This window comes from Luteitalea sp., assembly GCF_044337415.1.
In the GTDB taxonomy this organism is placed as follows: domain Bacteria; phylum Acidobacteriota; class Vicinamibacteria; order Vicinamibacterales; family Vicinamibacteraceae; genus Luteitalea.
Map to the genome: position 1 here is coordinate 1 of NZ_JBIINP010000008.1, position 23,664 is coordinate 23,664.

Below are 23,664 nucleotides of genomic sequence, written 5' to 3' on the forward strand. Positions count from 1 at the left end.
ATCAGGCCGCCCACGTGCTGGTCGGGGGACCTCGGCGCCAGACCGAACACGATCTCGCGGGCACCGCCCACGAACACGTTGCGCTCCACCAGCGTGTGCTCACTGCCCTGCCAGGCCAGCACCGCCGACCCCGGCAGCGCGCCCGACGGCAGCGTGGCGTACAGGAAGCGGCTTCGGCGTACGGTCCAGCCGGAGCCACTCTGTACCTCGATCGCGACCGGCAGTGTGCCCGCGATGCCAGGCACCTCGAAGCGGCAGTTCGACACGTGGCCCTCACGCGTGCCGCTGCCATCGGCGTGCCGCGCCGAGCGCACGAAGGCTCCGCCGCCAATCATGTGAAGGCGAGTGAGGTGGGGCCACTGCGCGCCGTCGCCGAAATCGAAGGCCAGCGACTTGCCCGACTGGATGGTGAGGTCGGCGACCTTGAGCGACCACGTGCGCGTCACGATGAAGAGCGGCGACACCTCGTCCGGTGGCGCCAGCAGGGTCACGTCGGACCGGCGCCCCGTGCGCCCCCGGATCTCGAGGTCCATGGCGTTGGTGATGGCAATCGATTCCGCCAGCGCGTAGACGCCGGGTTCGAGCAGCACCGTGGTCCTGGGCGTCGCTGCATCGATCACCGACTGCAGGTCCTGCGACCTCGACACGCTGACGATGGTCCTGGTCGAGTCGATGGGGTCCCGCGTCAGGCCGTCGGTGGGCCCCTCGTCGGAGGACACGTCCCCCTCGACGGTGGCCGTGGTCGCGACGGAGAAACTGCTCGAGGCACCGCGGTCGTCCAGCGCGCGCACGACGAAGTAGTACGTGCCCGGGGCCAGCCCGGTCACGTCGTGCGTCGTGATGCCGAACCCCACGGGCACCTCGTGCGGATAGACCCCGGGTGTCGTCCCGTACTGGATGACGTACGACACGTCCGGGCCGGAGGCGGGCGGGTTCCACGCCAGTCGAACCGTTTGCGCAGCGGCGGGCAGGCTTGCGGCCCACCACAGAACGAGGAGGAGACAGGCGCGGCCGGCGACGGCACGCACCGCGGGCGAACAGGCTGACGCCTGGAGCAGGGTTCGGGTCAAGGGCATGGGGGAAACAACGGCGCCCGCACGAACCATGCGCCGATGTCAGACTACATCGCAAGACCCATGCCTGCCAAGAACGACCGCAACTTCCCGGCCGGCGCGCCGTCGGCTCCCGCGCGTGTCCGCAGACGGTACGCGACGGGCGGGTAGGTTCTTCCCTGTTTCCTCCCGATCAGCCGCGCCCCATGTAGGGCATCCCCGTCGCCATCACCGTCAGGAACGGCACATTGGCCTGCAGCGGAAGGCCGGCCATCAGGCGCACGGCGTCGACCACGTGCTGCACGTCGAGCAGCGGCTCGACCATCAGGGCGCCGGTGGGTTGCATGACGCCCTGGGCGTACCCGCGGGCCATCGCCGTGGCGGCATTGCCGATGTCGATCTGCCCGCAGGCGATGTCGAACGCCCGTCCGTCGAGGGCCGTCGCACGGGTGAGCCCGGTGACCGCATGCTTGGTGGCCGTGTAGGCGGCGGAATTCGGACGGGGCACGTGGGCCGAGATCGAGCCGTTGTTGATGATCCGACCACCACGCGGCGACTGCGCCTTCATGAGCCGCACGGCTTCCTGCGTGCACAGGAAGACACCGGTGAGGTTGATGTCGACCACGGTGCGCCACTGCTCCAGCGTGAGGTCTTCCAGCGGGACGGCCGGCGCCGACACCCCCGCGTTGTTGAACAGCAGGTCGAGCCGGCCCCAGGTCTCGCGCACGAGACCGAAGGCGCGCCGCACATCGTCGACCTGCGTCACGTCGGCGGGGATCGTCACGGCTCGCCCGGGCGCCCCGGCCGCCAGCGCAGCGGTCTCCTCCAGCGCCGTCGCACGCCGGCCGACCAGCGCCACGTCCCATCCATCCTGGAGCAGGCCGATCGACACCGCCTGCCCGATTCCGCTGCCGGCGCCCGTCACGAGGGCGATGCGTGCTGGTGCCATGTCGCGGCGAACGGTAGCATGACCCGGCGCGTCCCGGAGCGGCGCGCGGAGAGCCTGCATCCATGACCGTCCTCGTCACCGGTGGCGCCGGGTTCCTCGGCACGCGCCTGATCACCGCCCTGCTCGGGGGCGCCACGGCGCACCCGGTCCCTGATCGGGTCCTGTGCGTCGACCGCATCGCCAGCCCGCTCGCCGACGCGCGGGTCGTCTCGTGCGTGGGTAGCGTGACCGACGCCGTCTTCCTCGCGACGCTGGCCGATCCGGACCTCACCACCGTCTGGCACCTGGCCGCCGTACTCAGCGGGCAGTCGGAAGCCGAGCCCGACCTGGCCGCGGAGGTCAACGTCGGTGGAACCCTGGCGCTCCTCGCCATGTGCCGGACGCTGCCCCGCCCGCCGCGCTTCGTGCTGGCCAGCACGGTCGCCGTGTTCGGCGGCCCCCTGCCCGAGGTGGTCCCCGAGGACCTCGCCTTGCGACCTGCCACCACGTACGGCGTGACCAAGGCCATCGCGGAGCTGCACGTGCTCGAGGCGACCCGCCGCGGCGTGGTGGACGGCGTGGCCGTGCGCGTGCCGACCGTGGCGGTCCGTCCGGGCGCGCCGAACTCGGCCATGTCCAGCTTCGTGAGCGGCATCGTGCGCGAGCCGCTTGCCGGGCTGCCCAGCGCGTGCCCGGTGCCCCTCGACACGCGCCTGTGGGTCGCCTCCCCCGTCACCACCACCGCGAACCTGGCGGCGATGGGGGCCATGGCGTCGGAGGCCATCGGCGAGGTGCGCACGCTGAACCTGCCGGGACTCACGGTGACGCCAGCCGACCTGCTCGCGGCGCTCGAACGTGCCGCCGGCGCGGAGGCTCGTGCCCGAGTAGCGCTGACGCCCGACGCGGCGGTCGACCGGATGGTGCGGTCGTGGCCCGGCGCCTTCGATGTCACCCGTGCGTTCGGGATCGGGCTCGTCGCCGATGCCGACGCCGACGCCATCGTGGCGCAGTTCATCGCGGAACGGGCCGCACCGTAGCCGCTGCCCGCGCTCAGCGCCAGCGGATGTCGTCTGGCGACAGGAGCGGACGCACGGTGGCCTCGGGCGCCTGCGCGTACACGTCGAGCGGCGTCAACGCGCCGAAGCGAAGGCCGGCGCGCTGCTCGATGGTGGTCATCGGTACCTGGAAGGTCTCGTAGGCGCCGAACACCGCCTCGCGATGCGGCAGGAAGCCACGCTGCGACAGCAGGTAGCCCGAGACGCTCAGTGCCCCCGTCTCGTCGTGCACGAAGACGATGACCTTCCAGCACTCGACGGGTACGGCCACGCCCTCGAAGACGGGGTCGTCGTCGCGCAGCACCGGCCCAGTGAACACCGAGATCTTCTGGTCGTCCTCGCGCGCGTTCTGCAGCGCATAGTCCTCGAGCCTCAGCCAGATCCCGGCGTTGAAGGGCTGCATCTGCGGGACGGCATTGGCCAGGTGCATCGAGTCGGTATTACCCTCTTCGGCATCCGCGCGCGTGTCGCCCCAGGCCGGATCCTCGCGCCGCGTCATGTGCCCGCGACTGAAGCGGGGCGCGTTGCCGTAGACCGGCCCGGACAGCTGGCGTCCTTCCGGAATGCGCGGGTCGAGGCGCCAGTCGCGCCGACGCAGGTGAGGCACGCTCCTGCCGCCGTCGATGTTGACCGCGCTCACGTAGCAGAGGCGACGCGCGCGACTCATCACCACCGAGAAGTGCCGGTACGGCAGCGCCCGCAGCCGTTGCCCCTGCCAGTCGACCTCGAGCACGTCGTCACAGCGGACCACCGACGGCAACGGGGCGGGCGGGAGCGTGTCGCCGAGGAAGTCGTCGCGGTAGCCGTCGCGGGTCTCGTAGCCCGCGGCGAGCGGCCGGATCACGGGCACATCGACGGGGACTTCGGGCGAGGCGGGCGGCAGGGCCGGCACGGGCACCATCGGGCGAATGGCCGTGAGGGCGTCGAGCACGTAGGAACCGCGCACGGCGTAGTTGGCCCGTTCCAGCGTGCCCGAAAAATGCACCCCGACGGCCCCACCCGTCTCGAGATCGATCACCACCGAGCCCGAGCTGCCGCCGAGCGTGGTCGCATCGTGCGAGAACGCCCACGCGTCGGTCTGCATGGCCGAGATGCGTCCGGGCGAGAAGCGCTTCACGCCATAGATCCCGCCGAACAGGCGCCGCGCCACGTCGGCACTGGGCGTGCCGAGCGGGTCCTCGGCCGGGTAACCAACGACCGCAACATCGCGGCCCCAGTCGAGCGGGACGTCGACGAAGGGGATGGGCGGCGGCAGGCCTCCCGATCCGGGCGAGAGCGCCAGCAGCGCCAGGTCGGGCGCCTGTGCGTCGGTCAGGTCGGCCAGGTAGAGGACGCGATCGACGCCGACCTCGAACTCCTCCGTCGTGCCGTCGGCCGCGTACTCCTCGCGCAGGTCGACGCGCGCGGCCATGGTGTCCTGCCCGAAGGCGCGGCGGAACACGAGATGGGTACGGTCGCGCGCCACGAATTCCTCGGCGACGTGCGCGTTGGTCACGACCAGGCGGTCGGCGACGATCCACGCCGTGCCGGCCTGGTGAAGACGTGGATGCCCGGTGAGCTCGATGCGGCCGACACTGGCCAGATGGGACTCGTACCGGACGCGCGTGGCTTCGAGCCGGCGACGCAACTCGGCCGACTCGGGCAACTGGATGCGGTTGCGCTGGACCAGCATCGCCGGCCGGCCGTGCGCCACCACCACCGCTTCCACCTGGATGCGCCCGTCGAGTTCCTCGGCACTGCGCGCCTGCACCGGCCAGCCGGGCTCACCCTCCACGAACGTCCGGACCGACGCCATGCTCACGCCGATGCGCGCGGCGGGAGCCGGGCGTACGCGACGGTCGGCCATGGCCAGCAGTTCGTGCGCGATGGAGGGATCGGCCAGCAGCAGGGCGCGGGCACGCTCGCGAAGGGACATGCCTGTACAACGCCCGCGCTGCCGGCCACGCACACGCGGCGTCCACGGCGCGCCCGGCGCGGCTCAGTCGAGCGCGAGGTCGACGAGCAGCAGCGCGTCGGCGCCAGGACCGTAGGGTCCCTGCAGCACGGGCTGCCCGGTGGGTCCGACGACGAGCGAGCAGCCGATGCAGGCATGGCCGGCCCAGGCGCCGGCGGTGATGGGCCCTACGGAGCTGGCGCCGGCCACCCACACGCCGTGGTCGCGCGCCACCGTGCCGTAGCAGGCGCGCCAGAGGTCGCCGTACGGCTGCGCCAACTGGTCGTACCCGGGCGGCACGGCCCAGGCACAGGGCGACAGGAGTATCCGGGCGCCCATGAGCGCGAGCGAGCGGCTGATCACCTCTCCGGGCGCGAAGGCGTCGGCGCAGATCAGCAGGCCGAGCCTGCCCCAGGGAGACTCGGTGACGCCGAGACGATCGCCACGGGCGTAGGTCGTGGCGGCGATGTCGAGTTCGTTGATCTTGCGGTGGTGCAGGCGCACGGCGCCCGTGTCGTCGATGAGGACGGCGGCGTTGTACACGTGGGCCCCGTCGCGCTCGACGAGGCCGGTGCACACCCACACGCCGGCGCGCCGCGCGGCGTCGCGGATGGCCGTACACGTCGGTCCGTCGGGGACGGGATCGGCAAACGCGGCGGTGTCGGCGGCCATCCAGCCGAGCGGCAGGGCTTCAGGCAGGAGCACGAGCCCGGCGCCCGCCGCGGCCGCCTGGGCGATGCGGCCGAGCGCATGCGCGAGCGTGTCCTCGTGCCTGCCCGGCACGATGTGCAGTTGGGCGAGCGCGAGGCGCAGGCGCGAGGGAGGCGACGTCACGCAGGCAGGGTACCGCGCTTGTGGTATCCTTCGGGGTCGGCCACGCCTTCCCGGGCTGCGCCGACCACGCTCCACCCCCAAGTCCCCATCGTCCAGAGGCCCAGGACGCGGCCCTTTCAAGGCTGAAACGCGGGTTCGAATCCCGCTGGGGACGCCAGCCTTCGCTCTTGATAAAGGCGAAGGCTGATCCCGCCGCAGCGCCGCCAGGCGCGAAGGCGGACCTCCCCTTCGCCTCCTGCGAGCTTCGGCCGGGCCAGCCCCGTCCAAGCCCCCAAGCCTTCGCTGTCCATTCAGGCGAAGGCTTGATCCCGCCGAAGCGCCGCCAGGCGCGAAGGCGGACCCGAGCACCCAAGCCTTCGCTCTCGATTCAGGCGAAGGCTGGTCCCAGCTTCTGCCACGTCCACTCGCGCCCCGAGTTGCACAATCGGCCACCCCGCCCGGTCAAGCCCATGTCAGGGACTCGGGAATCTGTGGCGCTGACCTTGCACCCTGACGCGTCATGGTGAGCGACCGGACGATCGTCTACATCCTCCGCAGCGTGGCGTCTCCTGCGCGGTACTACACGGGCGTTACAAGCGACGTGCAGCAACGGCTGAACACGCACAATCGTGGCGGGTCCGTGCACACGGCGGCGCTGCGCCCCTGGCAACTCGTCGCCGCCATCGAGCTGACGAACCAGACGTGCGCAGCGCAGTTCGAGCAGTACCTGAAGACGGGCTCTGGGCGAGCGTTCGCCAAGCGCCATTTCTGGTGACCTGAAAGGCGATTGGAAGCCGTTGGATTCCCGTCCGCTTGCGGTCATACTGCTGGTATGACCGTGTCCGAGAAGATCGCGGTGAGTCTGCCCGGCGGCCTGGCCGAAGGCGCCCGGCGGGCCGTGCGCCAGGGCCGCGCCGCCAGCGTCAGTGCCTACGTGGCCTCGGCGCTCGCAGAGAAGATCAAGCTCGACGACCTGGCCGGCCTGCTCGAGCAGATGCTCGAGGAATCCGGAGGCCCCATGACCGCGCAGGAACGTCGTGATGCCGATCGCGCGCTGGGCGTGCGCGCACCCAGGAGCCCGCGCCGCCGTCAGACACCGTCCACGGCGGACTAGGTCGACATGCCAGGGCTCACGCTCGACGCCGGCGCGCTCATCGCATTCGAGCGGAGCGACCGCCGCATCGTCACGCTGCTCCTCCGGAATCTCGAGCTCGGTCACCGCCTGGCCGTGCCTGCGGCTGTGGTCGGCCAGGTGTGGCGCGACGGGCGCCGACAGGCCAGGCTGGCGAGACTGCTCGGCTCAGCGCACACGGAGGTCATTGCGCTCGACGACCAGGGCGCGCGCGAGGCCGGGCAGCTCTGTGGCGCCCGCGGCACGACCGATGTCATCGATGCATCCGTGGTGCTGTGTGCACGCAACCGGGGCGACCGCATCGTCACGTCGGATCCCGACGACCTCCGCGCGCTTGATTCGTCGATTCCGTTGATTTCGGCCTAGAGCGCCCCGCGTCAGGGCGGCGTCTCGCCTTCCGGCAGCGCCACCTCGCGAACCGTGAGGCTCGGCGGCGCGCCACGGGCGTATAGTGCAGGCAGGGGGTGTCCCATGGACGCACCAGCGAGCGCGGCGCCGGCCGTCTCGTTCGAACACGTCGCACTCGCGTTCGACGACGTCGTCGTCCTGCGCGACGTGAACTTCACCATCGCCGACGGCCACATGGCCATCGTGATGGGCCCAAGCGGCGGCGGCAAGTCGCTCCTCCTCAAGCTGATTCTCGGCCTCGTCCGGCCCGACTCCGGCGTCATCCGCATCCATGGCGTGCGCATCGACACCATGTCGGAGCGCGAGCTCATGGTCGTGCGCGACGAGATCGGCATGCTGTTCCAGGAGGGCGCGCTCTTCGACTCGCTGACCGTCGAGGAGAACATCGGCTTCAAGCTGAAGGACGGCGGCCACCTGGCGCCAGACGTCATCCGCGCGCGCGTCGAGGAGATGCTGGCCGTGACCGGCCTGCGGGAGTTCATCGACCGCAGCCCCGCCGAGCTCTCGGGGGGCCAGCGCCGGCGCGTCGCCGTCGCCCGCGCCATGGCCGCGCGGCCGCACCTGCTGCTGCTCGACGAACCCACGTCGGGGCTCGACCCCATCACCGCCCGGTCGGTGGACGACGCCATCCTGGCCTTGCGCGACGTCGAGCACGTCACGCTGGTGCTGGTGACCCACCAGCTCGAAGACGCCTTCTACATGGCCGGACACGAAGCCATCGCCACGCCCACCGGCGCGCACATCGTGCCGGCGCCCCACCGCAGCGCGCGGGACGTCACCTTCCTGGTGCTGAACGACGGCGTGATCACCTTCGAGGGCGGCATCGACGCGCTCCTCGCGTCCGACGATGACTACACCCACGCGAGCCTGAGCGGCTGGGTCCCGCCGCTGCACGCCTGAGGTTCGGGCACGCGATCCGTTCGCTGGCCGCGGCCCCATGGGCGGCGTGACGGCGCTCACGAAGAGCGCCGCACGCTCTGCTAGCATGGCTCGCCCATGGAGCCCCACGTGACCGATCTCCGCGACAAGGTCGTCCTCATCACCGGTGCGTCGACCGGCATCGGCGCCGCCGCTGCCCTGGCCTTCGCCAGGGCCGGCAGCAGGCTCGCCCTGCACTACAACGCCAGCGCCACGGAGGCGCAGGCCGTCGCGGCCGCCGCCGAGGCCCTCGGCGCCGACACCCTGCTCGTGCAGGGCGACCTCGGTCAGCCGGCCATCGTCCCCCGCCTGGTGGCCGAGACGATGGCACGCTATGGCCGCATCGACGTGCTGATCAACAACGCCGGCGGCATGCTCGGACGCCGGAGCATCGCGGACTACTCGGAGGCGCACCTGCAGGAGGTGCTGGCGCTGAACGTCACGCAGGTCGTGCTGTTCGTGCACGAGGTCGTGCCGATCATGCGCCGCCAGGGCGGTGGCGCCATCATCAACGTCACCTCGATCGCCGCGCGCACCGGCGGCGCGGGTGGTGCCGTGCTGTACGGCGCAGCGAAGGGCTTCATCTCCACCGCGACGCACGGCTGGGCGCGCGAACTGGCGCCCGACAACATCCGCGTCAACGCCGTGTCGCCGGGCGTGGTCACGACGCCGTTCCACGACCGGTACTCGACGCCCACGCAGCTCGAGGCCATGCGCGCCACCATCCCGCTCGGGCGCCTCGGCACGGCCGACGAGTGCGCCGGCACCTTCCTGTATCTGGCCTCCGAGGCCTTGTCCGGCTACGTGACCGGACAGATCGTCGAGGTCAACGGCGGCCAGTACATGCCCTAGCAGGTTGGCGAGAAAGTCGGCACCCTTCCCACACGTGTGGCCACGGCCTTACACGTGCGGCGCACGCCACCGGACCTGACATACAATCCCGGCCTGTCCTCAGGAGGGATTGGCATCCAGATGTCCAAGTGGTCCGACAGGACGTTCCTCGACGGCCTTCGACAGGCCGGCGACCCGCTGGCCGACGCGGCGGTCGCCCGGCTGCGTGACGAAGGCGGGGCCCGCGCCGTGGGCGCCGCGTTCAGGCACCTGCAGGGCAACGCCACGCCGCTCCCGGCCGACGCGCCAGACGCGTTGCACGCGTTCATGCGCGACACCGGCGGCCTGCCGCCGTGGGTGCAGCCCTCGCGCCTGCAGGCCGGCAGCGACGCCTTCCTGAAGAACGCCTTGCCGTCGGTCATCGTGCTGCTGGCCTCGAGCCTGCCGCGGGGCTACGCCGCGCCGTGCCTGACGCAGATCCTGTCGATCTCGCGCAACCTCGAGCGCCATCCGTACGAGCGGCTGATGGGCGTGGTGCAGTTGCTGGTGAACGTCTCGGATCACCGCGCCTTCCTCGACGGCGGCAACGCCATCGTCACGGCAAAGAAGCTGCGCCTGCTGCACGCGGGCATTCGCGTGATCGCGGACGAGTACCGCCCGGACTACCGCGCGCAGTACGGCGTGCCGGTCAACCACGAGGACATGCTGGCCACGATCATGGCCTTCTCGTACCTGCTGGTCGCCGGCATCCGTCGACTCGGCCTGCCTCTGGCCGATCAGGAAGCCGAGGATCTCTACTACCTGTGGCGCGTGTTCGCGGTGCTGATGGGTATCCATCCGCCGGGGGCGCCGCACGACGACAGCCTGGTGCCCGCGACGGTCGCCGAGGCCGGGGAGTTCTACGCGGCCTACGTCGCGCGCAACAACACCGGTCCCGAGGAGAACGCCTACGGCGTCACGCTCACCGAGGACAACCTCGCGATGATGGAGCAACTGCTGCCCCCCATCACCCGCTTGTGCGGCCTCGGATTCGCACCGCACCTGTGCATGACCGAGCTGATGTCGGCAGAGGAGCTCGCGCGCGTCGGCTTCAGCCCGATGCCGGGGCACCGCCTCCTGCGCCGCGTCCTCACGCTCGTCCTGCGCGCCGGCCAGTGGACCGGACACCACGACGCCTTCTCTGCGCACCTGGCGCATCTCGTGCTGCAGGGCATGGTCGAGGTCGACCGACGCGGCGAGGTGGCGTTCTCGGTGCCCTTCGACCGGCTCGACCTGCAGGGCCCCGCGTTCCGCTAGCGGGCAGTACATCGACCACCGCGCACGAGGCGCAGTGGTATCGCCACGGAAGGGACCCGCGATGACCGCAATCGTCTGGATCAACTGGCAGGACTACACCGGCACCGAGCTGTTCTTCTACGGCATGGGCTGCCTGCTCTGGGTGCTCGCCTACGCGATCTACATCCGCAACATCTTCGTCCTGAAGTACGTGGAGATGCCGGTGTTTGCCGGCTGCTGCGACGTGGCGTGGGAGTTCGTGTGGAGCTTCCTCGCGCAGAACGACCTCGGGATGCTGTTCCAGGGCGCCAACTACGTCTGGTTCTTCCTCGACGCCGGCCTGATCTTCAGCTACGGCGTGCTGTTCCTCGGCGCCAAGCAGCTGACCGTGCCGGAACTGGCGCCACGCCGGATCTTCATCCCGATGTGCCTGTTCATTGCCGTGGCCGCCGGTGCCGCCACGTACTACCTGCATGCGCAGGGACTCGACAACAGCGTCGGCGGGCGCGCCGCCTACCTGATTCAGTTGTCGATTTCGTTCCTGTACGTGCCGCTGATGCTGCGGCAGCCGACGCTCGAGAACTTCTCGTGGCACGCCAACTGGATGCGCGCCGTGGGCTCGGCGCTCGTCGTCGTGTTCTTCTTCCTCCACTTCCCCGGCGACTGGTTCCTGCTCACCATCGGGTGCACGTCGGCCGTCGTGGATGCGGTGTTCCTGGTCCTGTACAAGCAGAAGGAACGCCGGCTCGCCGCCGGCCTGCCGTTCGCGGCGCCGGCGACGGCCTAGCGACGCGTCAGAGCAGGGCGCGGGCGGCCTCGAGGTCGGCGCCGCCCGCATCGCCGAAGGCCTCCACCAACGGCCGCAGCAGCGCGGAGGCGTCCTCGACGCGTCCGTCGGCGTGCCACGCCCGCGCCAGGTCGACGGCCGCGCGCAGCTCGAACGTGCGGGCTCGCTGCGCGCGCGCCACATCGATGGCCCGCAGGCAGGCCTCGGCACAGGCGTCGCCGTCCCATCCTTCGGCCACTCGGACGCGGGCCTCCAGACGGTGCAGTTCGGCTTCCCAGTACCGCTCCCCTTCGTCTTCCGTCACCGCGAACGCCTCGCCGAGGAAGGCACGAGCTCGCTCCACGCGGCCGTGGCGCAGGCTCGCGTCGACCATCCACGCGAGGTAGCGGCTGCACTGCAGGTTGCTCGCGTACGCGGTCCGCATCACGGTGATGGCCGCCGCGCCCTGCGCGATGGCCGCGTCGACGTCAGCCGGGGGTGTGGACGCACGCAGGGCCTGGACCGCCTGGCTCAGCTGCCAGAAGACCGTCCAGTACTGGTAGCCCTGCTCGGTGCTGAGCGTCACCAGCGTCTCGGTGGCGCTCGCGGCCGCCGGCGCGTCGTCCATGGCCAGCGCCAGCGCCATCCGGTTCACCAGGGCCACCGACTCGGTGAAGGGCGAGCGTTGACGCGCCTGCAGCACCGCAGCGTCGGAGGTCTCGACGGCACGGGCCGGCTCTCCGAGCAACCAGCGCACATCGGCCAGCAGCGACTGCGCCACCGCGCCGATGTCGTAGGCGATCGCCTTGGTGGCGAGCCCCTCGGCGGGATACTGCTCGAGGAGGGCCTCGAAGTTGTCGCGCGACTGGGCAAAGTGGCCCAGGAAGAAATCCGCGGCCGCGCTCGTGTAGAGCCCGAGCAGGCGTGCATCGCCGTCGCCGTGGGCGACCCCGTACTCCAGGCGCTGCTGCGCCAGTTCACGGGCGCGCCGCAGCTTGCCGCGGCTCGCGTAGAAGTTCCACAGGCCGAAGGCGAGCTCGTGCGGGACGTCGCCGACCTGCGTCACGAGTGCGAGCAGGCGTTCCTGTGTCGCCTCGACCTCGGGCGAGCCGAGACCACGCACCATACTGAGCGAGAGGACGAGCGCGCCGCGCGCGCCAATCTCCCGCCGGTCGCGATCGGGCGTGGGCGGCAACGATTGCAGGGCCGTCAGCGCCTGCTGGAGGTGGCTGATGGCCTCGGCGTGCGCGAAGCGGCCCATGGCCGACTGTCCCGCGCCCAGCCAGTGCTCGAAGGCGGGAGCAAACCGCTCGGCGGCCATGTAGTGGTACGCCAGGAGCTCGGGCGGCACGTCCTCGGCACCGGTCCGCCGCAGTTCCTCGAGCGCGCCGGCAATGCGCAGGTGGATCTGCTGGCGCTCCCGTCGCAACAGGGAGTCGTAGGCCGCGTCGCGCACCAGGGCGTGCTTGAAGGCGTAGCGGGCCGCCGCCCCGAAGCCGCGGCGATGCACCAGGCCGGACTGCACCAACTGCCGCAGTTCGCGGTCGAGCTGGTCAGGCGGGTGCGAAGAGACCGCCGACAGCAGCGGCAAGGTGAAGGCCCTGCCGATGACCGACGCCAGCTGCGCCACCTCCTTGGCCGTCCCGAGCCGGGACAGACGCGTGGTGAGCGACTCACGCAGCGTGGCGGGCAGTTCGCGCCACTCGCCGGTGTCGCGCGCCGCCCCGCCGCCCTCGACCACCGACCGCGTGAGTTCCTCGACGAACAGCGGCACGCCGTCGGTACGCGCCAGGATGTGCGCCTGCGCCTGCGCCGCCAGCGGCGAGTCCCCCACGAGGGCGCGGATGAGCCGCTCCACGTCGTCCTGCGCAAGCGCGCCGAGGGTCACCTGCGTGACCTGCGCACGCGCGGCCCAGGGCACCTCGAGCGTGTTGGGCCGCAGCGTCATCACGAGCAGCAGCGGGGCCGACTGCGCCTGGTCGATGAGCCGATCGAGCCACGCGAGCGTCGTCGCGTCGAGCCAGTGCAGGTCCTCCACCAGGAGCACCAGCGGCTCGCGCTGCGCCATCTCCAGCACCAGCGCCACCAGCGCGTCGAGGGTTTCCTCGCGCTGTCGTTCGGGCGGCATGGCGCGCAGTGGCCGGTCCTCGGGCGCCGGCACGCCAACGAGCGCCGCCACGAGGGGCACGGCTTCCCCGAGGCCATGCTCGTCGAGCAGCGTGACCAGGCGCGCACTGGGGGTGGGGCCTGGCGCCGACGCCAGCAACCGCTGCACCCACTGCACGATGGCATGCAGGGGCGTGTTCTGCGTGTACGGGGTGCCGTGCGTCGACATCCACCGCAGCGCACGCCCGGACTGCCCGGCCTCGAGCCGCTCACGGGTGGCCCGCAGCAGCCGCGACTTGCCGATGCCCGGCTCGCCGCTGATGAGCACCGCGTGGCCGTGGCCGACCCTGGCGTCCTGCCAGCGCCCCTCGAGGATCGCGAGCTCGCGGTCGCGTCCCACGATCGGCACGAGGTCGAACATCGCGTCGTCGCCGGAGTCCTGGCCGTCGCGCATGCGCCACGAGGTCAGGGCCACGCCCGAGCCCGCCCCCTGGACCAGCGGCGGCAGCGGCTCGGCCACCATGCCGCGGTGCACCAGGGACCGGGTGGCTCCGCTCACCACCACCGCACCGGGTTCGGCCGAGGCCAGCAGTCGGAGCGCCACGTCGAGCGTGGCGCCGAGCACCACGGGTTCGGAGGTCCCCGGACTCGTCGTCACCACCGCGGTGCCGGTGTGGATGCCGACGCGGAGGGCCGGCCTGACCCGCCCGAGCCCCGGCGCCGCGGCGAGTTGCGCCTCCACTTCACCGACAAGATCCAGACCCGTGCGCACCGCACGCCACGCGTCGTCTTCGTGGGCCTGGGGATAGCCGAAGTACACCAGCAGCCGGTGCCCCATGGCCGTGCCGAGGGTGCCGTCGTACCGCTGCACGGCCTGCAGCGCCAGCGGCCGGAGCTGCAGCATCAGCTCGTACAGGCTCTCCGGGTCGAAGGCCTGCCCCGGCTCGGTGCCCGGACTCGCCGCATCGGCCAGTTCACAGCACAGCACCGTCATCTGGCGCCGTTCGGTACTGGTCAGCGGCGGCGGTGAGGAACGCTCCGCGGGCGTGCCCGACGGACGCTCGACCTGGGTGAAGACTTCCGTCACGGCCGGAGCCACGGGGCGGCGCGCGCCCTGGTCCAGTCCGCCCGCCCGCTCGATCCGCTCGAGCGCGGCAGCGACCTCCCAGCTCCCCTGCGGGCGCTGCGCGGCCGACTTGCGCAGCAGGCGATGCGTGAGATCGGCGAGGGCGGGTGGCACCGCCGGCTCCAGCGAGGTGACGGGGTCCGGCTCGAAGGCGCAGATCCGCGCCAGGGTCTCGGTGGGCGTGCCCGCGTGGAAGGGCGACAGCCCGGTGAGCAGTTCGTACAGCAACGAGCCGAGCGAGAAGAGGTCGGATCGATGGTCGACCGCGAGCCCCTGCGCCTGTTCCGGCGACATCGCGTGACACGTGCCGACGACCGTCCCCGGCGTGGAGATCTCCTGATCGACGTCCCCCTGCCAGGACTTGGCCAGGCCGAAGTCGAGGATCTTCACGCGCCCGGCGGCGGTGACCATCACGTTGGTCGCCTTCAGGTCGCGATGGACGATGCCCTGGGCGTGGGCTTCCGACAACCCCTCGGCGATCTCGCGCACCACCCGCACCGCGCGGGCCAGATCCATGCGCCCCTCCCGCAGCAACCGGTCGAGGGTCTTGCCCTCCACCAGTTCCATCACGATCCAGTCGCCACCCTCGGTCTCGACGATCTCGTAGATGTGGACGATGGCGGGGTGGTTCAGGCGCGCAGCCATCCGCGCTTCGCGGCGGAACCGGAGGCTGCGGGACTGATCGCCCATCGTGGCCAGCAGGCGCTTGATGGCAACGGGGCGCTGCAGCGACTCATCGAACGCGCGATACACCGCGCCCATGCCACCGGCGCCCAGGCGCTGCTCGATGCGGTACTGTCCGACGCGGGAAGGTTCGACGGGCTTGCCACCGTCCGGGGTGGAACTCACGACCGCCCATTTTACCGTCAAAGGCCAATGCGCCACAGTTCCGACGCGGCAAGCCGGCCGGAAAGTCACACTCGAGACGGCCTCGCCCTAGGTCCAGCAGGCAACCCCGGGTGGGCGATGCGATAGTGCGGGGCGTGCGCACGACGTCGATGCGGCTCTCCGTCTCCGCCTCCCTCCTTGCCGCCGCCTGGGCCGGCACCGCCAACGCCCAGGAGGCACCGGTACATCAGGGCCACCAGCCTGCCGGCCAGGCGAGCCACGCCCAGGGGCATGCGACCCACCACTCGCCGTTCGTCGAAGTGGAGTTCGGCGGCTCCGACCAGTTCCAGTCTGGCGGCCTGAGCCTGAAGCTCGGCTCGCCACTGCGCGCGGAGATCCGCTACTTCGGCATCGACGGCAACGACATCGGCGTGGCCGGTCTCGGCTGGGAGTTCCGGTCGGGCGGTCTCCGGGTCATTCCAGGCGTCGCCTTGGCCTTCGGCCGAGAGAACAAGCCCGCCGCCGCGCTGACGGCGCGCTGGGTGTACGAGAACGAGCACTGGATCTCGCAGGGCACCTGGGTGCAGTCGCTCGGCGAGTACGAGCCGCCGGCGCGCCGCGAACACGAGCACGGCGGCGAGCCCGAGGACATCATCAAGTACGCGAGCGCCCTCGACGCCATTCACGTGAGCCGACGCCTGGGGCGGTTCGAGGTCGGGCCGATGGTCGAGTACATCCGCTACCGCGAGGAGAACGCCTGGAAGGGTGGCGGCCGCGTCGCCGTGCGCATCGGCCACTCGCTGCGCTTGATCGCCCAGGTGGTCGGGCCCGGCACCGAAGTGCGCGCCGGTGCGGTGGTGGAGTACTAGCGCGCGTCGGTCCGACGGGCGACCGTCACGCCGGTCACGCGCACCCGCCTCGGATCAGGCCTGCTTGTCGGGAGGCCCGCCGGTGCGCCGCCGTGAGGGCAGCCAGCCGCGCAAACGGCTCCAGCTGCGTGGCGCAGATGGCACGCTGGCCCGGACCTGATCGAGCAACTGCTGCGCGAGGTCGCGCCCGCGTTCGAGCCCCTCGACCGTGTAGCGCGACAGCGACTCCGGGGTGACCTCGACGCCAGCCAGCGCCCAGGCGATGAGCCCGCGTCCCATCGCGTAGGTGCCCGCGTACGCAATGGCGACCTTGGGCACGAGTCCGGCCACGGGGATGAGGCCCACCAACTGCCGGGCCACCTGCCGGAACAGGAACCCGCCGCCGATCACGCCGAGGATCTCGGTGATCATGGCCCGCGGCTCGTCGTTGCGACCAGCCGCCAGCGCGATCTTGTAGCCCATGATCAGCTGGTTCTTGGTCAGCACGATCATGTCGCCGAGGTTGAGCGGCGCGGTGAGGATGGGAATGGTCTCGGCCAGGCCCGTGGTGACGGCAAACGACGCATTGGCCTTCGCCGTCTCGTCGACGATGCGCTCGGCCACCACGTACCGGAACACCGGCAACGCCGCGGCCACGGCGAGGCGCGCGTCGCCTTCGACGAGCGCGACGATCGCCTCGAGCAGCGGCCGGGGCGGATTGAGCGGGTCGGCCACGGCCACGCGCGCGTGCTCCCCCACCCGCCGGGCGGCGGCCGCGGCGTCTTCGGTGTCGGCAATCAGGGTGATGCGCGGCCAGTGTGAGCGGATGCACTGCTCGTCGGCGGCCTTCATGGCCAGCGACAGGTCAGGCGACGCCGAGGCCAGCACGACCCCGAGCGGTGTGGTGGGTCGTTGCCGCAGCATGTCGGGGTGCACGACGACCACGTAGGGATGGGCAGCGCCGCCAGGCACCGCCGCCAGCCCCGCGCGGACGCGCTGCCCCAGCGTGTCGTCCTCGGCCACCACGAGCAATTCGAACGGCGTGCGGGCCGACGCGCGGATCCGCTCGAGATCCACGTCGCTGATCACACGCCACAGGTTGGCGAGTTTGAGGGACGCCACGGTGAGAGCAGTGTACGGGGGAATGCCGCGATGCCGCGATGCCGAAAATGCCGCACGGGCTCGACAGTACGGACACTGATCGGGGCGAGCCGAGGCGACGCCCCCACCCCGAGCCGCAAGCGACCCGCGACGCAGTCACAAGCGCCGCTGTGCGCCCCATGGCGATGCTGGAGACGATCGGGCCGAGCCGAAGGCGACGGCCCCCAAGCCGAGGCGCAAGCGACCCGCGACGCAGCCACCAACACCGACGTGCGCCCTGTGGCGATGCTGGAGACGATCGGACCGAGCCGAAGGCGACGGCCCCACCCCGATGCGCAAGCGACCCACGGTGCAGCCACCACCGTCGGCGTGCGCCCGGTGGCGATGCTGGAGACGATCGGGCCGAGCCGAAGGCGACGGCCCCCCCCCGATGCGCAAGCGACCCACGGTGCAGCCACCACCGCCGGCGTGCGCCCTGTGGCGATGCTGGGGACGATCGGGCCGAGCCGAAGGCGACGGCCCCACCCCGATGCGCAAGCGAACGACTGCGGCAAGACGCCCGGTGGGACTCGAGCGCGACGGCGAGCCGGAGGCGGAGCCGCGCGCCGGAGGCCAGCCGGGCCACCACGCGCGCCATGCGCGCGTGGTGCGCCCGGTGGGACTCGAACCCACGACCAACGGCTTAAAAGGCCGCTGCTCTACCGACTGAGCTACAGGCGCACGTCTCCAAGTCTAGCAGCGGCCCGGTGGGCAGACGACACGCCGAGTCCCTGGCCTCACGCTTCACGACCCGGTCCCATCAGGCGACGACACGTGCCTCGCCGGCCTGCGTGCCATCGCACCCGGGCACATCGCCCAGCTGGGCGCGATAGGACGACGAGCGCAGCGCCGACAGCAGCGCCACGACGCGCGCGTCATCGAGCAGGGCGTCGGGCACGCACAGTTCGTAGGCCTCCCGATGGAGCGGCAGGAACGACAGGCGCGCCTCGGCCGCCACGGGACGCACGCACACGCCCGCCTCGGCCCAGCCGCTCGCCACGGTGGTCGCCACGGCGCGATGGTCGCGCACCACGTGGTCGTAGCCCTCGGGACGTGCGCGACGACTGCCGAGCAGGGTGTCGAAGATCTCCCGGGCTGCAGACCCGTTCTCGCGGTTCACCCAGCGAACGCGGGCCCGCACGAGCGCGGCGACGGACCGTTCGCGGCGCTCGGGGGCGACCACGACACCGGCATCCCACCGCACCTGATGCACCAGGCGATACCCGCCCCCCAGCCGCTCACGCACCAGGCCGTCGTTGCGGGACCGCCCATCGACGTCGGTTACGTGCACGCCGGCCACATGCACGAGTCCCTGGCGCAGCAGCTCGAGCGCCTGCGTACTCGACCGCAACAGCGGCAGCACGCGGATGCGCTGTCTGGCCATGATCGGCGCGAGCATGCCGACGAGCGGATCGCACCCGGCCATGACCAACGTCGGTGTGTCGGGCGTGTCGTGACGGCCCTGCAGCCCGCGGCCGTCGACCCACACGTCGTGCGGCAGGCTCCCGGCCGCGGTCGGCTCCACCGGATACAGCAGCACGCGAGCGCCCACCGACGCCTGCCAGGCGCGGCCGTCGCCGGCCACAGCCGGCCAGGCCCACTGGGGGGCGGGCACCTCGGCGCGGCCGCCGAAGGCCTGCTCGACGCTCACGCCCAGGCCCCGGGCCAGGCGCATCGCCACCGCCACGGACGGCACGTGCCGACCGGTCTCGATCGCGCTCACCTCGGCCCTGGACACGCCGCTGCGCTCGGCCAGGTCCGCTTGCGTCCAGTGCCGGTCGCGCCTCAGTTGCGCCAGGACAGGAAGGGTTGACATGATGCTGTCGTCAATGCGACAGGATCCTAGCATGCCGACCGCACGAGGCCGCCGACATCTCCCCTGGATGCTGCTCGGCCTGGTGATCGGCGCCGCGGCATGCCGGCCGTCGGCCGCGCCCACGAGGGTGGCGGCCGCCTCCGACCTGCAGTTCGCCCTGCCGGAGGTGGCCCGGACCTACACGCAGGAGACCGGGCGAACCGTCGACCTGGTCTTCGGCTCGTCGGGCACTCTCGCGCGCCAGATCCAGGATGGCGCGCCGTTCGTCGTGTTCCTCTCGGCCGACGAGCGTCTGGTCGACCAACTCGACAAGGCCGGGCTGACACGTGGCCGCGGTGAGATCTACGCCATCGGTCGCCTGGCGCTCTTCGCTCCTACCGGGTCGGCCCTGGTGCCGGCCGAGGGCCTGGCGGGGTTGGCGCGCCTCCTCGACCGCGGCATGCCCGGGCGACTGGCCATCGCCAATCCGACGCACGCTCCGTACGGGCGCGCCGCCGAGCAGGCACTGCGGAGGCACGGCCTGTGGGACGCGCTGCAACCGTCCCTCGTGCTCGGCGAGCACGTCTCGCAGGCCGCGCAGTTTGCCAGTGCCGGCGATGCGATCGGCGGCATCGTGGCGTACTCGCTCGTGCTTGCCCCGGCGATGCGCGAGCGCGGCACGCATGCCCTCCTCCCCGCCGAGGATCACGAACCACTCCGGCAGCGCATGGTGCTGCTGACCTCGGCCGACACCGCAGCCGAGCAGTTCTTCCGCTACCTCCAGACGCCCGCCGCCAGAGCGACGCTCGCACGCCACGGCTTCGCGGTTCCCGACTAGTCATGGACGTCCAGGCACTGCGTGTCTCGCTGGCACTGGCCTTCGCGACCCTGGTCGTGCTGCTCCCCATCGGCATCTGGGCCGGGCATGCGCTCGCCAACCGGTCCTTTCGCGGCAAGGCCGTCGTTGAAGCGCTGGTGTCGGTGCCGCTGGTCCTGCCCCCCACGGTGCTGGGCTTCTACCTGCTGGTGTCCTTCGGGGCACGGTCGCCGCTCGGGGCGGCGTTTGCCACCCTGGCCGGCCACACCCTCGCCTTCTCGTTCACCGGTCTGTTGCTCGCGTCGGTCATCGCCAACCTGCCGTTCGTGGTGCAGCCCATCCAGCGCGCCTTCGAGGCCGTCCCCCTCGACGTCCGCGAGGCGGCCGCCTGCTGCGGACTCACCCCGTTGCAGCGGTTCCTCGCCATCGATGTGCCGCTGGCCTGGCCGGGCATCCTCACGGCGGCGCTGCTGGCCTTCGCGCACACGCTCGGCGAGTTCGGCGTCGTGCTCATGGTCGGCGGCAACATCCCCGGCGAGACGCGGACGATGAGCATCGCCATCTACGACCGGATGCAGGCCTTCGACGACCGTTCGGCCGGGATGATGGCGGCCGTGCTGCTGGTCGTCGCCGTGGGCACGTTGAGTGTCACGACCTGGCTGGCCCCCGCGGGGCGCCGACGTGGCTGACCGCGCGCTGTCGGTACGGCTCCGCCAGGAGCGGCCCATCCCGCTCGACGTCGCGTTCGAGTGCGCGCCGGGCGAGGTGCTGGCGATCTTCGGCCCGTCGGGGAGCGGGAAGACGACGATCCTTCGCAGCATCGCCGGGTTGCACAGGCCCGCCAACGCCGTCGTGTGTGTCGGCGGCCAGACGTGGGACGACACGCGGCAGGGGCTCTCGGTCGCCGTGCATCGACGTCCCGTCGGCCTGGTGTTCCAGGAGTACGCGCTCTTCCCCCACCTCACGGCACTCGGCAACCTCACCGCCGCGCTCACGCACCGCCCACGGGCGGAACGCCAGCAACGGGCAGCCGCGCTGCTCGGCTTGGTGCAGATGGAACATCTGGGCCACCGGCGTCCCGCGGAGTTGTCGGGCGGCGAGCGTCAGCGCGTGGCGTTGGCGCGGGCGCTGGCCCGCGACCCGGCCGTCCTGTTGCTCGACGAGCCGTTCGCCGCCGTCGACCGCGTCGTCCGTCAGGCGTTGCGCGCCGAGGTCGACCACATCAGCCGCACGCTCGACGTGCCCGTCGTGCTGGTCACTCACGATTTCGACGATGTGGTGTGCCTGGCGACACACCTGCTCCTGCTCGAGCAAGGTCGGGCGGTCGCCCATGGCTCGCTGCAGGACCTCACCAGTCGCCCCGACATCCCCTGGCTGCGCGAGAGCGTCGGGCTGGGCAGCACCATCGAAGCGGAGGTCGCCGAGATCGACGCCGGCCGCGGGTTGGCGGTCCTGGTGTTCGATGGCGGTCGCCTGGTGGCCCCGGGCCGGACCTTGAAGGCAGGGATGCACGTGCGGTTACGCATCCCCGCACGCGAGGTCATCCTGGCCACGGCTCCGCCGCATGGCCTGAGCCTGCACAACGTGCTGACGGGCGTGGTCGCGGCACTCCACGCCGACGACGGCCAGGGTCACGTCATCGTTCAGTTGGCCGTGGGGCCCACGCGGCTGCTGGCCGAGGTCACGCGCGATGCGGTGTCGCAGTTGGCGATCGCCCCGGGACGCCCCCTGCACGCGCTCATCAAGTCGGTGTCCCTCGACGTCTCGCCACGCGCCACCGCCGCCTCAATCGGCTCGTCGGCGCTGTCGCCGTAGAGGGCGGGCACACGCGAGGCACGTGGCGTTTGGCGCCTGGGTCGTGCGCTCAGCGCCAGCGGAACAGTCGCAACGCGGCGGCGAAGCTGACCAGCATCCACGTGGCCAGGATGGTGATCTGTGGCACGAGCGACGGCAGGCCGGCGCCATCGATCATCACGCCGCGCAGCGCCTGGTTCAGGGCCGTGAGCGGCAGCAGGGCGATGAACGGCTGCATCACGTCCGGGAAGTTCTCGGAGGCGAAGAACACGCCCGAGAACACCCACATGGGCACCATCACCAGGTTCATCAGGCCCGACACGCCCTCCACCGTCTGCGATCGGCTCGCCACGAGCAATCCGAGCCCGGAGAACGCGAGGGCGCCGAGCAGGCACAGCCCGGCCAGGAGCAGCCACGACCCGTGGACGGGCACACCGAACACGAGCACCGAGAAGCCGAGCAGCACGCCGACCTCGAGCACGAGGAAGATCAGCCGCGACGCCATGTGCGACAGCAGGTAGTCGCGCCGCCGCATCGGCGTCGCCACCAGACGCTTCAGCAGCTTGCGCACGCGGGCCTGCACCACCGAGAACCCGACGCTCCACATGCCCGTGCCCATGATGTTCATGCCGAGCAGTCCCGGCACGACCCAGTCGATGTAGCGCGAGCCCGGCATGGTCACGAGTCGATCGGCCACCGGCACGGCAGGCGCACGCCCTGCCGCGCGCTGCAGCGCATCGTCGACGACGAACCGCGCCACGCGACTCTCGGGGCGGCTCGGATCGAACTCGTACGTGACCGGCGTGCCTGGCACCACGAGCAGGTGGATGGCGCCGTTGCGCAGGGCGACGTCGGCCTCCGCGCGCGAGACGACCTTCGTCCGCACACCAGCGGCCTTGCCGAGCACGTCGTCGACACCAGCGACGGCCGGCGCGCCTGCCGCCTCGCGAAGCACGCCCACGAGCACGTCGGGTGTGCCCTGGTTGCGGAAGGCCAGCCCGAGCGCGCACGACAGCATCACCGGGAAGGCGAACACCCAGAACACGGCCTCGGGTTCGCGCAGGAACTCGCGGAACCGGGCGAGCGTGAGTTCACGCAGAGCAGACATCGGTCAGGCATCCCTCAGGTGACGCCCGGTGAGCGACACGAACACGTCCTCGAGCGTGGCGCTGTGCGTGGTCAGCAGCGTGAACGCCTCGGGATCGGCCACCAGCGCCAGCAGCGCCGGCAAGGCTTCGTGCAGGCGCGCCACGATCAGCGTGCCGCGCCCCTCCGCGAGCGACGCGCGACGCACGCCGGGCAGGGCGGCCAGGGCCTCGGCGCCCGGCATGGCCGTGCCCTCGGCGAGGGCGAACTCGACCACGTGCTCGGCGCCGAGCGAGGCAATCAGCTCGAGCGGCGTGCCGAGCGCGATCACCTTGCCGTGGTCCACGATCGCCACGCGATCGCAGAGCACCTGCGCCTCGTCCATGTAGTGCGTGGTGATGAGCACGGTGCGGCCGCGTTCCTTGTAGGCCGCCAGCAGGTCCCAGAGTTGCCGGCGCGATTGCGGGTCGAGCCCGGTGGTCGGTTCGTCGAGGAACAGGAGCGCTGGGTCGCCGGCCATCGCGCAGGCGAGGGCGAGCCGCTGCTTCTGCCCGCCCGACAGCTTGCCGTACCACGCGTCGTGCTTGGATTCGAGGCCGACGCTGGCCAGCAGCTCGTCCACGGTCGGCCCCTGCGCGTAGAACGAGCGGAACAGCCGCAGCAGTTCCGCCGCCGTGAGCTTCTCGTTGAGCTGGGTTTCCTGCAGCTGGATCCCGAGGCGCTGGCGGAGGCGATCGGCGTCGGTCGCCCAGCGCAGGCCGAGCACCTCGACGTCGCCCGCGTCGGGCGTGGTCAGGCCCTCGAGGATCTCGATGGTGGTCGTCTTGCCGGCACCGTTCGGGCCCAGCAGGCCGAAGCACTCGCCGGCACGCACCTCGAGATCGAGGCCGTCGACGGCGCGTACGTCGCCATAGCGCTTGACGAGACCGCGGCAGCGCAGCGCCACCGCGGCGTCCGCAGGGGCCCGCGCGGCGACCCGCGGGGCGGCGCCGGGTGCGGGCAGCGGAGTCATG

21 protein-coding genes and 2 tRNA genes are annotated in these 23,664 nt (G+C 71.5%); 13 read left to right on the top strand and 10 right to left on the bottom strand.

The window, feature by feature from the left end; translation table 11 throughout:
- Together ACIRDX_RS02755 and ACIRDX_RS02760 are read right to left on the bottom strand one after the other, a co-directional pair.
- A partial coding sequence (locus tag ACIRDX_RS02755) for a hypothetical protein (protein ID WP_396623871.1) occupies positions 1–911 on the bottom strand: 911 nt, incomplete at its 3' end.
- Between the two features lie 334 nt (positions 912–1,245).
- Positions 1,246–2,001, bottom strand: coding sequence for an SDR family oxidoreductase (locus ACIRDX_RS02760; protein ID WP_396623872.1), 756 nt, complete (start codon positions 1,999–2,001; stop codon positions 1,246–1,248).
- A gap of 62 nt (positions 2,002–2,063) precedes the next feature.
- Between ACIRDX_RS02760 and denD the strand changes: the two genes are divergently transcribed.
- The gene (denD, locus tag ACIRDX_RS02765; RefSeq protein ID WP_396623873.1) at positions 2,064–3,017 is read left to right on the top strand and encodes a D-erythronate dehydrogenase; all 954 of its coding nucleotides are present in this window, start codon (positions 2,064–2,066) and stop codon (positions 3,015–3,017) included.
- A 13-nt stretch (positions 3,018–3,030) separates the two neighbouring features.
- On the opposite strand, the gene ACIRDX_RS02770 is transcribed toward denD, so the two are convergent.
- Together ACIRDX_RS02770 and ACIRDX_RS02775 are read right to left on the bottom strand one after the other, a co-directional pair.
- Positions 3,031–4,950, bottom strand: coding sequence for a DNA/RNA non-specific endonuclease (locus ACIRDX_RS02770; protein WP_396623874.1), 1,920 nt, complete (start codon positions 4,948–4,950; stop codon positions 3,031–3,033).
- 63 nt (positions 4,951–5,013) lie between these two features.
- Entirely contained in the window at positions 5,014–5,802 is a 789-nt protein-coding gene (locus ACIRDX_RS02775) for a carbon-nitrogen hydrolase family protein (protein ID WP_396623875.1), read from the bottom strand.
- 81 nt (positions 5,803–5,883) lie between these two features.
- On the opposite strand from ACIRDX_RS02775, the gene ACIRDX_RS02780 reads away from it, so the two are divergent.
- The 8 genes from ACIRDX_RS02780 to ACIRDX_RS02815 all read left to right on the top strand — a co-directional run bounded on the left by ACIRDX_RS02780 (position 5,884) and on the right by ACIRDX_RS02815 (position 11,132).
- A tRNA-Glu gene (locus ACIRDX_RS02780) sits at positions 5,884–5,959 on the top strand.
- 342 nt (positions 5,960–6,301) lie between these two features.
- The gene (locus ACIRDX_RS02785) at positions 6,302–6,556 is read left to right on the top strand and encodes a GIY-YIG nuclease family protein (protein ID WP_396623876.1); all 255 of its coding nucleotides are present in this window, start codon (positions 6,302–6,304) and stop codon (positions 6,554–6,556) included.
- A 63-nt stretch (positions 6,557–6,619) separates the two neighbouring features.
- Positions 6,620–6,895, top strand: a complete 276-nt coding sequence (locus tag ACIRDX_RS02790; RefSeq protein WP_396623877.1) for a toxin-antitoxin system antitoxin subunit — start codon at positions 6,620–6,622, stop codon at positions 6,893–6,895.
- Positions 6,896–6,901: 6 nt separating this feature from the next.
- Entirely contained in the window at positions 6,902–7,279 is a 378-nt protein-coding gene (locus ACIRDX_RS02795) for a PIN domain-containing protein (protein ID WP_396623878.1), read from the top strand.
- A gap of 105 nt (positions 7,280–7,384) precedes the next feature.
- The gene (locus ACIRDX_RS02800; RefSeq protein ID WP_396623879.1) at positions 7,385–8,221 is read left to right on the top strand and encodes an ABC transporter ATP-binding protein; all 837 of its coding nucleotides are present in this window, start codon (positions 7,385–7,387) and stop codon (positions 8,219–8,221) included.
- 96 nt (positions 8,222–8,317) lie between these two features.
- Positions 8,318–9,091, top strand: coding sequence for an SDR family NAD(P)-dependent oxidoreductase (locus ACIRDX_RS02805; RefSeq protein ID WP_396623880.1), 774 nt, complete (start codon positions 8,318–8,320; stop codon positions 9,089–9,091).
- Positions 9,092–9,211: 120 nt separating this feature from the next.
- The gene (locus tag ACIRDX_RS02810) at positions 9,212–10,366 is read left to right on the top strand and encodes an oxygenase MpaB family protein (protein WP_396623881.1); all 1,155 of its coding nucleotides are present in this window, start codon (positions 9,212–9,214) and stop codon (positions 10,364–10,366) included.
- A gap of 61 nt (positions 10,367–10,427) precedes the next feature.
- Positions 10,428–11,132: a hypothetical protein gene (locus ACIRDX_RS02815; protein WP_396623882.1), complete on the top strand. Its 705-nt coding sequence runs from the start codon at positions 10,428–10,430 to the stop codon at positions 11,130–11,132.
- Between the two features lie 7 nt (positions 11,133–11,139).
- Here ACIRDX_RS02815 and ACIRDX_RS02820 read toward each other — a convergent pair whose 3' ends face one another.
- Positions 11,140–15,192: a serine/threonine-protein kinase PknK gene (locus ACIRDX_RS02820; protein WP_396623883.1), complete on the bottom strand. Its 4,053-nt coding sequence runs from the start codon at positions 15,190–15,192 to the stop codon at positions 11,140–11,142.
- A 134-nt stretch (positions 15,193–15,326) separates the two neighbouring features.
- Here ACIRDX_RS02820 and ACIRDX_RS02825 point away from each other — a divergent pair, with 134 nt between their 5' ends.
- Entirely contained in the window at positions 15,327–16,040 is a 714-nt protein-coding gene (locus ACIRDX_RS02825; protein ID WP_396623884.1) for a hypothetical protein, read from the top strand.
- A gap of 54 nt (positions 16,041–16,094) precedes the next feature.
- Here the strand turns inward: ACIRDX_RS02825 and ACIRDX_RS02830 are convergent, their stop codons facing one another.
- The 3 genes from ACIRDX_RS02830 to ACIRDX_RS02840 form a co-directional block, all read right to left on the bottom strand.
- Entirely contained in the window at positions 16,095–17,141 is a 1,047-nt protein-coding gene (locus ACIRDX_RS02830; protein ID WP_396623885.1) for a hypothetical protein, read from the bottom strand.
- A gap of 623 nt (positions 17,142–17,764) precedes the next feature.
- A tRNA-Lys gene (locus tag ACIRDX_RS02835) sits at positions 17,765–17,840 on the bottom strand.
- Between the two features lie 79 nt (positions 17,841–17,919).
- The gene (locus tag ACIRDX_RS02840; protein WP_396623886.1) at positions 17,920–18,975 is read right to left on the bottom strand and encodes a substrate-binding domain-containing protein; all 1,056 of its coding nucleotides are present in this window, start codon (positions 18,973–18,975) and stop codon (positions 17,920–17,922) included.
- 31 nt (positions 18,976–19,006) lie between these two features.
- On the opposite strand from ACIRDX_RS02840, the gene modA reads away from it, so the two are divergent.
- The 3 genes from modA to modC are packed head-to-tail and all read left to right on the top strand — an operon-like array spanning position 19,007 to position 21,586.
- On the top strand, positions 19,007–19,792 hold the full coding sequence (gene modA / locus ACIRDX_RS02845) for a molybdate ABC transporter substrate-binding protein (protein ID WP_396623887.1): 786 nt from the start codon (positions 19,007–19,009) through the stop codon (positions 19,790–19,792).
- Positions 19,793–19,794: 2 nt separating this feature from the next.
- Entirely contained in the window at positions 19,795–20,460 is a 666-nt protein-coding gene (gene modB, locus ACIRDX_RS02850; RefSeq protein WP_396623888.1) for a molybdate ABC transporter permease subunit, read from the top strand.
- Entirely contained in the window at positions 20,453–21,586 is a 1,134-nt protein-coding gene (modC, locus tag ACIRDX_RS02855) for a molybdenum ABC transporter ATP-binding protein (RefSeq protein ID WP_396623889.1), read from the top strand. The genes modB and modC overlap by 8 nt, the downstream gene beginning before the upstream one ends.
- A gap of 49 nt (positions 21,587–21,635) precedes the next feature.
- On the opposite strand, the gene ACIRDX_RS02860 is transcribed toward modC, so the two are convergent.
- On the bottom strand, positions 21,636–22,673 hold the full coding sequence (locus ACIRDX_RS02860) for an ABC transporter permease (RefSeq protein WP_396623890.1): 1,038 nt from the start codon (positions 22,671–22,673) through the stop codon (positions 21,636–21,638).
- 3 nt (positions 22,674–22,676) lie between these two features.
- Positions 22,677–23,663: an ABC transporter ATP-binding protein gene (locus ACIRDX_RS02865; protein WP_396623891.1), complete on the bottom strand. Its 987-nt coding sequence runs from the start codon at positions 23,661–23,663 to the stop codon at positions 22,677–22,679.
- Position 23,664 lies beyond the last annotated feature (1 nt).

What these genes read in the sequence shown, in the direction of transcription:
- ACIRDX_RS02760 (WP_396623872.1), bottom strand. Translation starts at nt 2,001, where the DNA reads ATGGCACCAGCACGCATCGCCCTCGTGACGGGCGCCGGCAGCGGAATC.
- denD (WP_396623873.1), top strand. Translation starts at nt 2,064, where the DNA reads ATGACCGTCCTCGTCACCGGTGGCGCCGGGTTCCTCGGCACGCGCCTG.
- ACIRDX_RS02770 (WP_396623874.1), bottom strand. Translation starts at nt 4,950, where the DNA reads ATGTCCCTTCGCGAGCGTGCCCGCGCCCTGCTGCTGGCCGATCCCTCC.
- ACIRDX_RS02785 (WP_396623876.1), top strand. Translation starts at nt 6,302, where the DNA reads ATGGTGAGCGACCGGACGATCGTCTACATCCTCCGCAGCGTGGCGTCT.
- ACIRDX_RS02795 (WP_396623878.1), top strand. Translation starts at nt 6,902, where the DNA reads ATGCCAGGGCTCACGCTCGACGCCGGCGCGCTCATCGCATTCGAGCGG.
- ACIRDX_RS02800 (WP_396623879.1), top strand. Translation starts at nt 7,385, where the DNA reads ATGGACGCACCAGCGAGCGCGGCGCCGGCCGTCTCGTTCGAACACGTC.
- ACIRDX_RS02805 (WP_396623880.1), top strand. Translation starts at nt 8,318, where the DNA reads ATGGAGCCCCACGTGACCGATCTCCGCGACAAGGTCGTCCTCATCACC.
- ACIRDX_RS02810 (WP_396623881.1), top strand. Translation starts at nt 9,212, where the DNA reads ATGTCCAAGTGGTCCGACAGGACGTTCCTCGACGGCCTTCGACAGGCC.
- ACIRDX_RS02815 (WP_396623882.1), top strand. Translation starts at nt 10,428, where the DNA reads ATGACCGCAATCGTCTGGATCAACTGGCAGGACTACACCGGCACCGAG.
- ACIRDX_RS02840 (WP_396623886.1), bottom strand. Translation starts at nt 18,975, where the DNA reads ATGTCAACCCTTCCTGTCCTGGCGCAACTGAGGCGCGACCGGCACTGG.
- modA (WP_396623887.1), top strand. Translation starts at nt 19,007, where the DNA reads ATGCCGACCGCACGAGGCCGCCGACATCTCCCCTGGATGCTGCTCGGC.
- modB (WP_396623888.1), top strand. Translation starts at nt 19,795, where the DNA reads ATGGACGTCCAGGCACTGCGTGTCTCGCTGGCACTGGCCTTCGCGACC.
- ACIRDX_RS02860 (WP_396623890.1), bottom strand. Translation starts at nt 22,673, where the DNA reads ATGTCTGCTCTGCGTGAACTCACGCTCGCCCGGTTCCGCGAGTTCCTG.
- ACIRDX_RS02865 (WP_396623891.1), bottom strand. Translation starts at nt 23,663, where the DNA reads ATGACTCCGCTGCCCGCACCCGGCGCCGCCCCGCGGGTCGCCGCGCGG.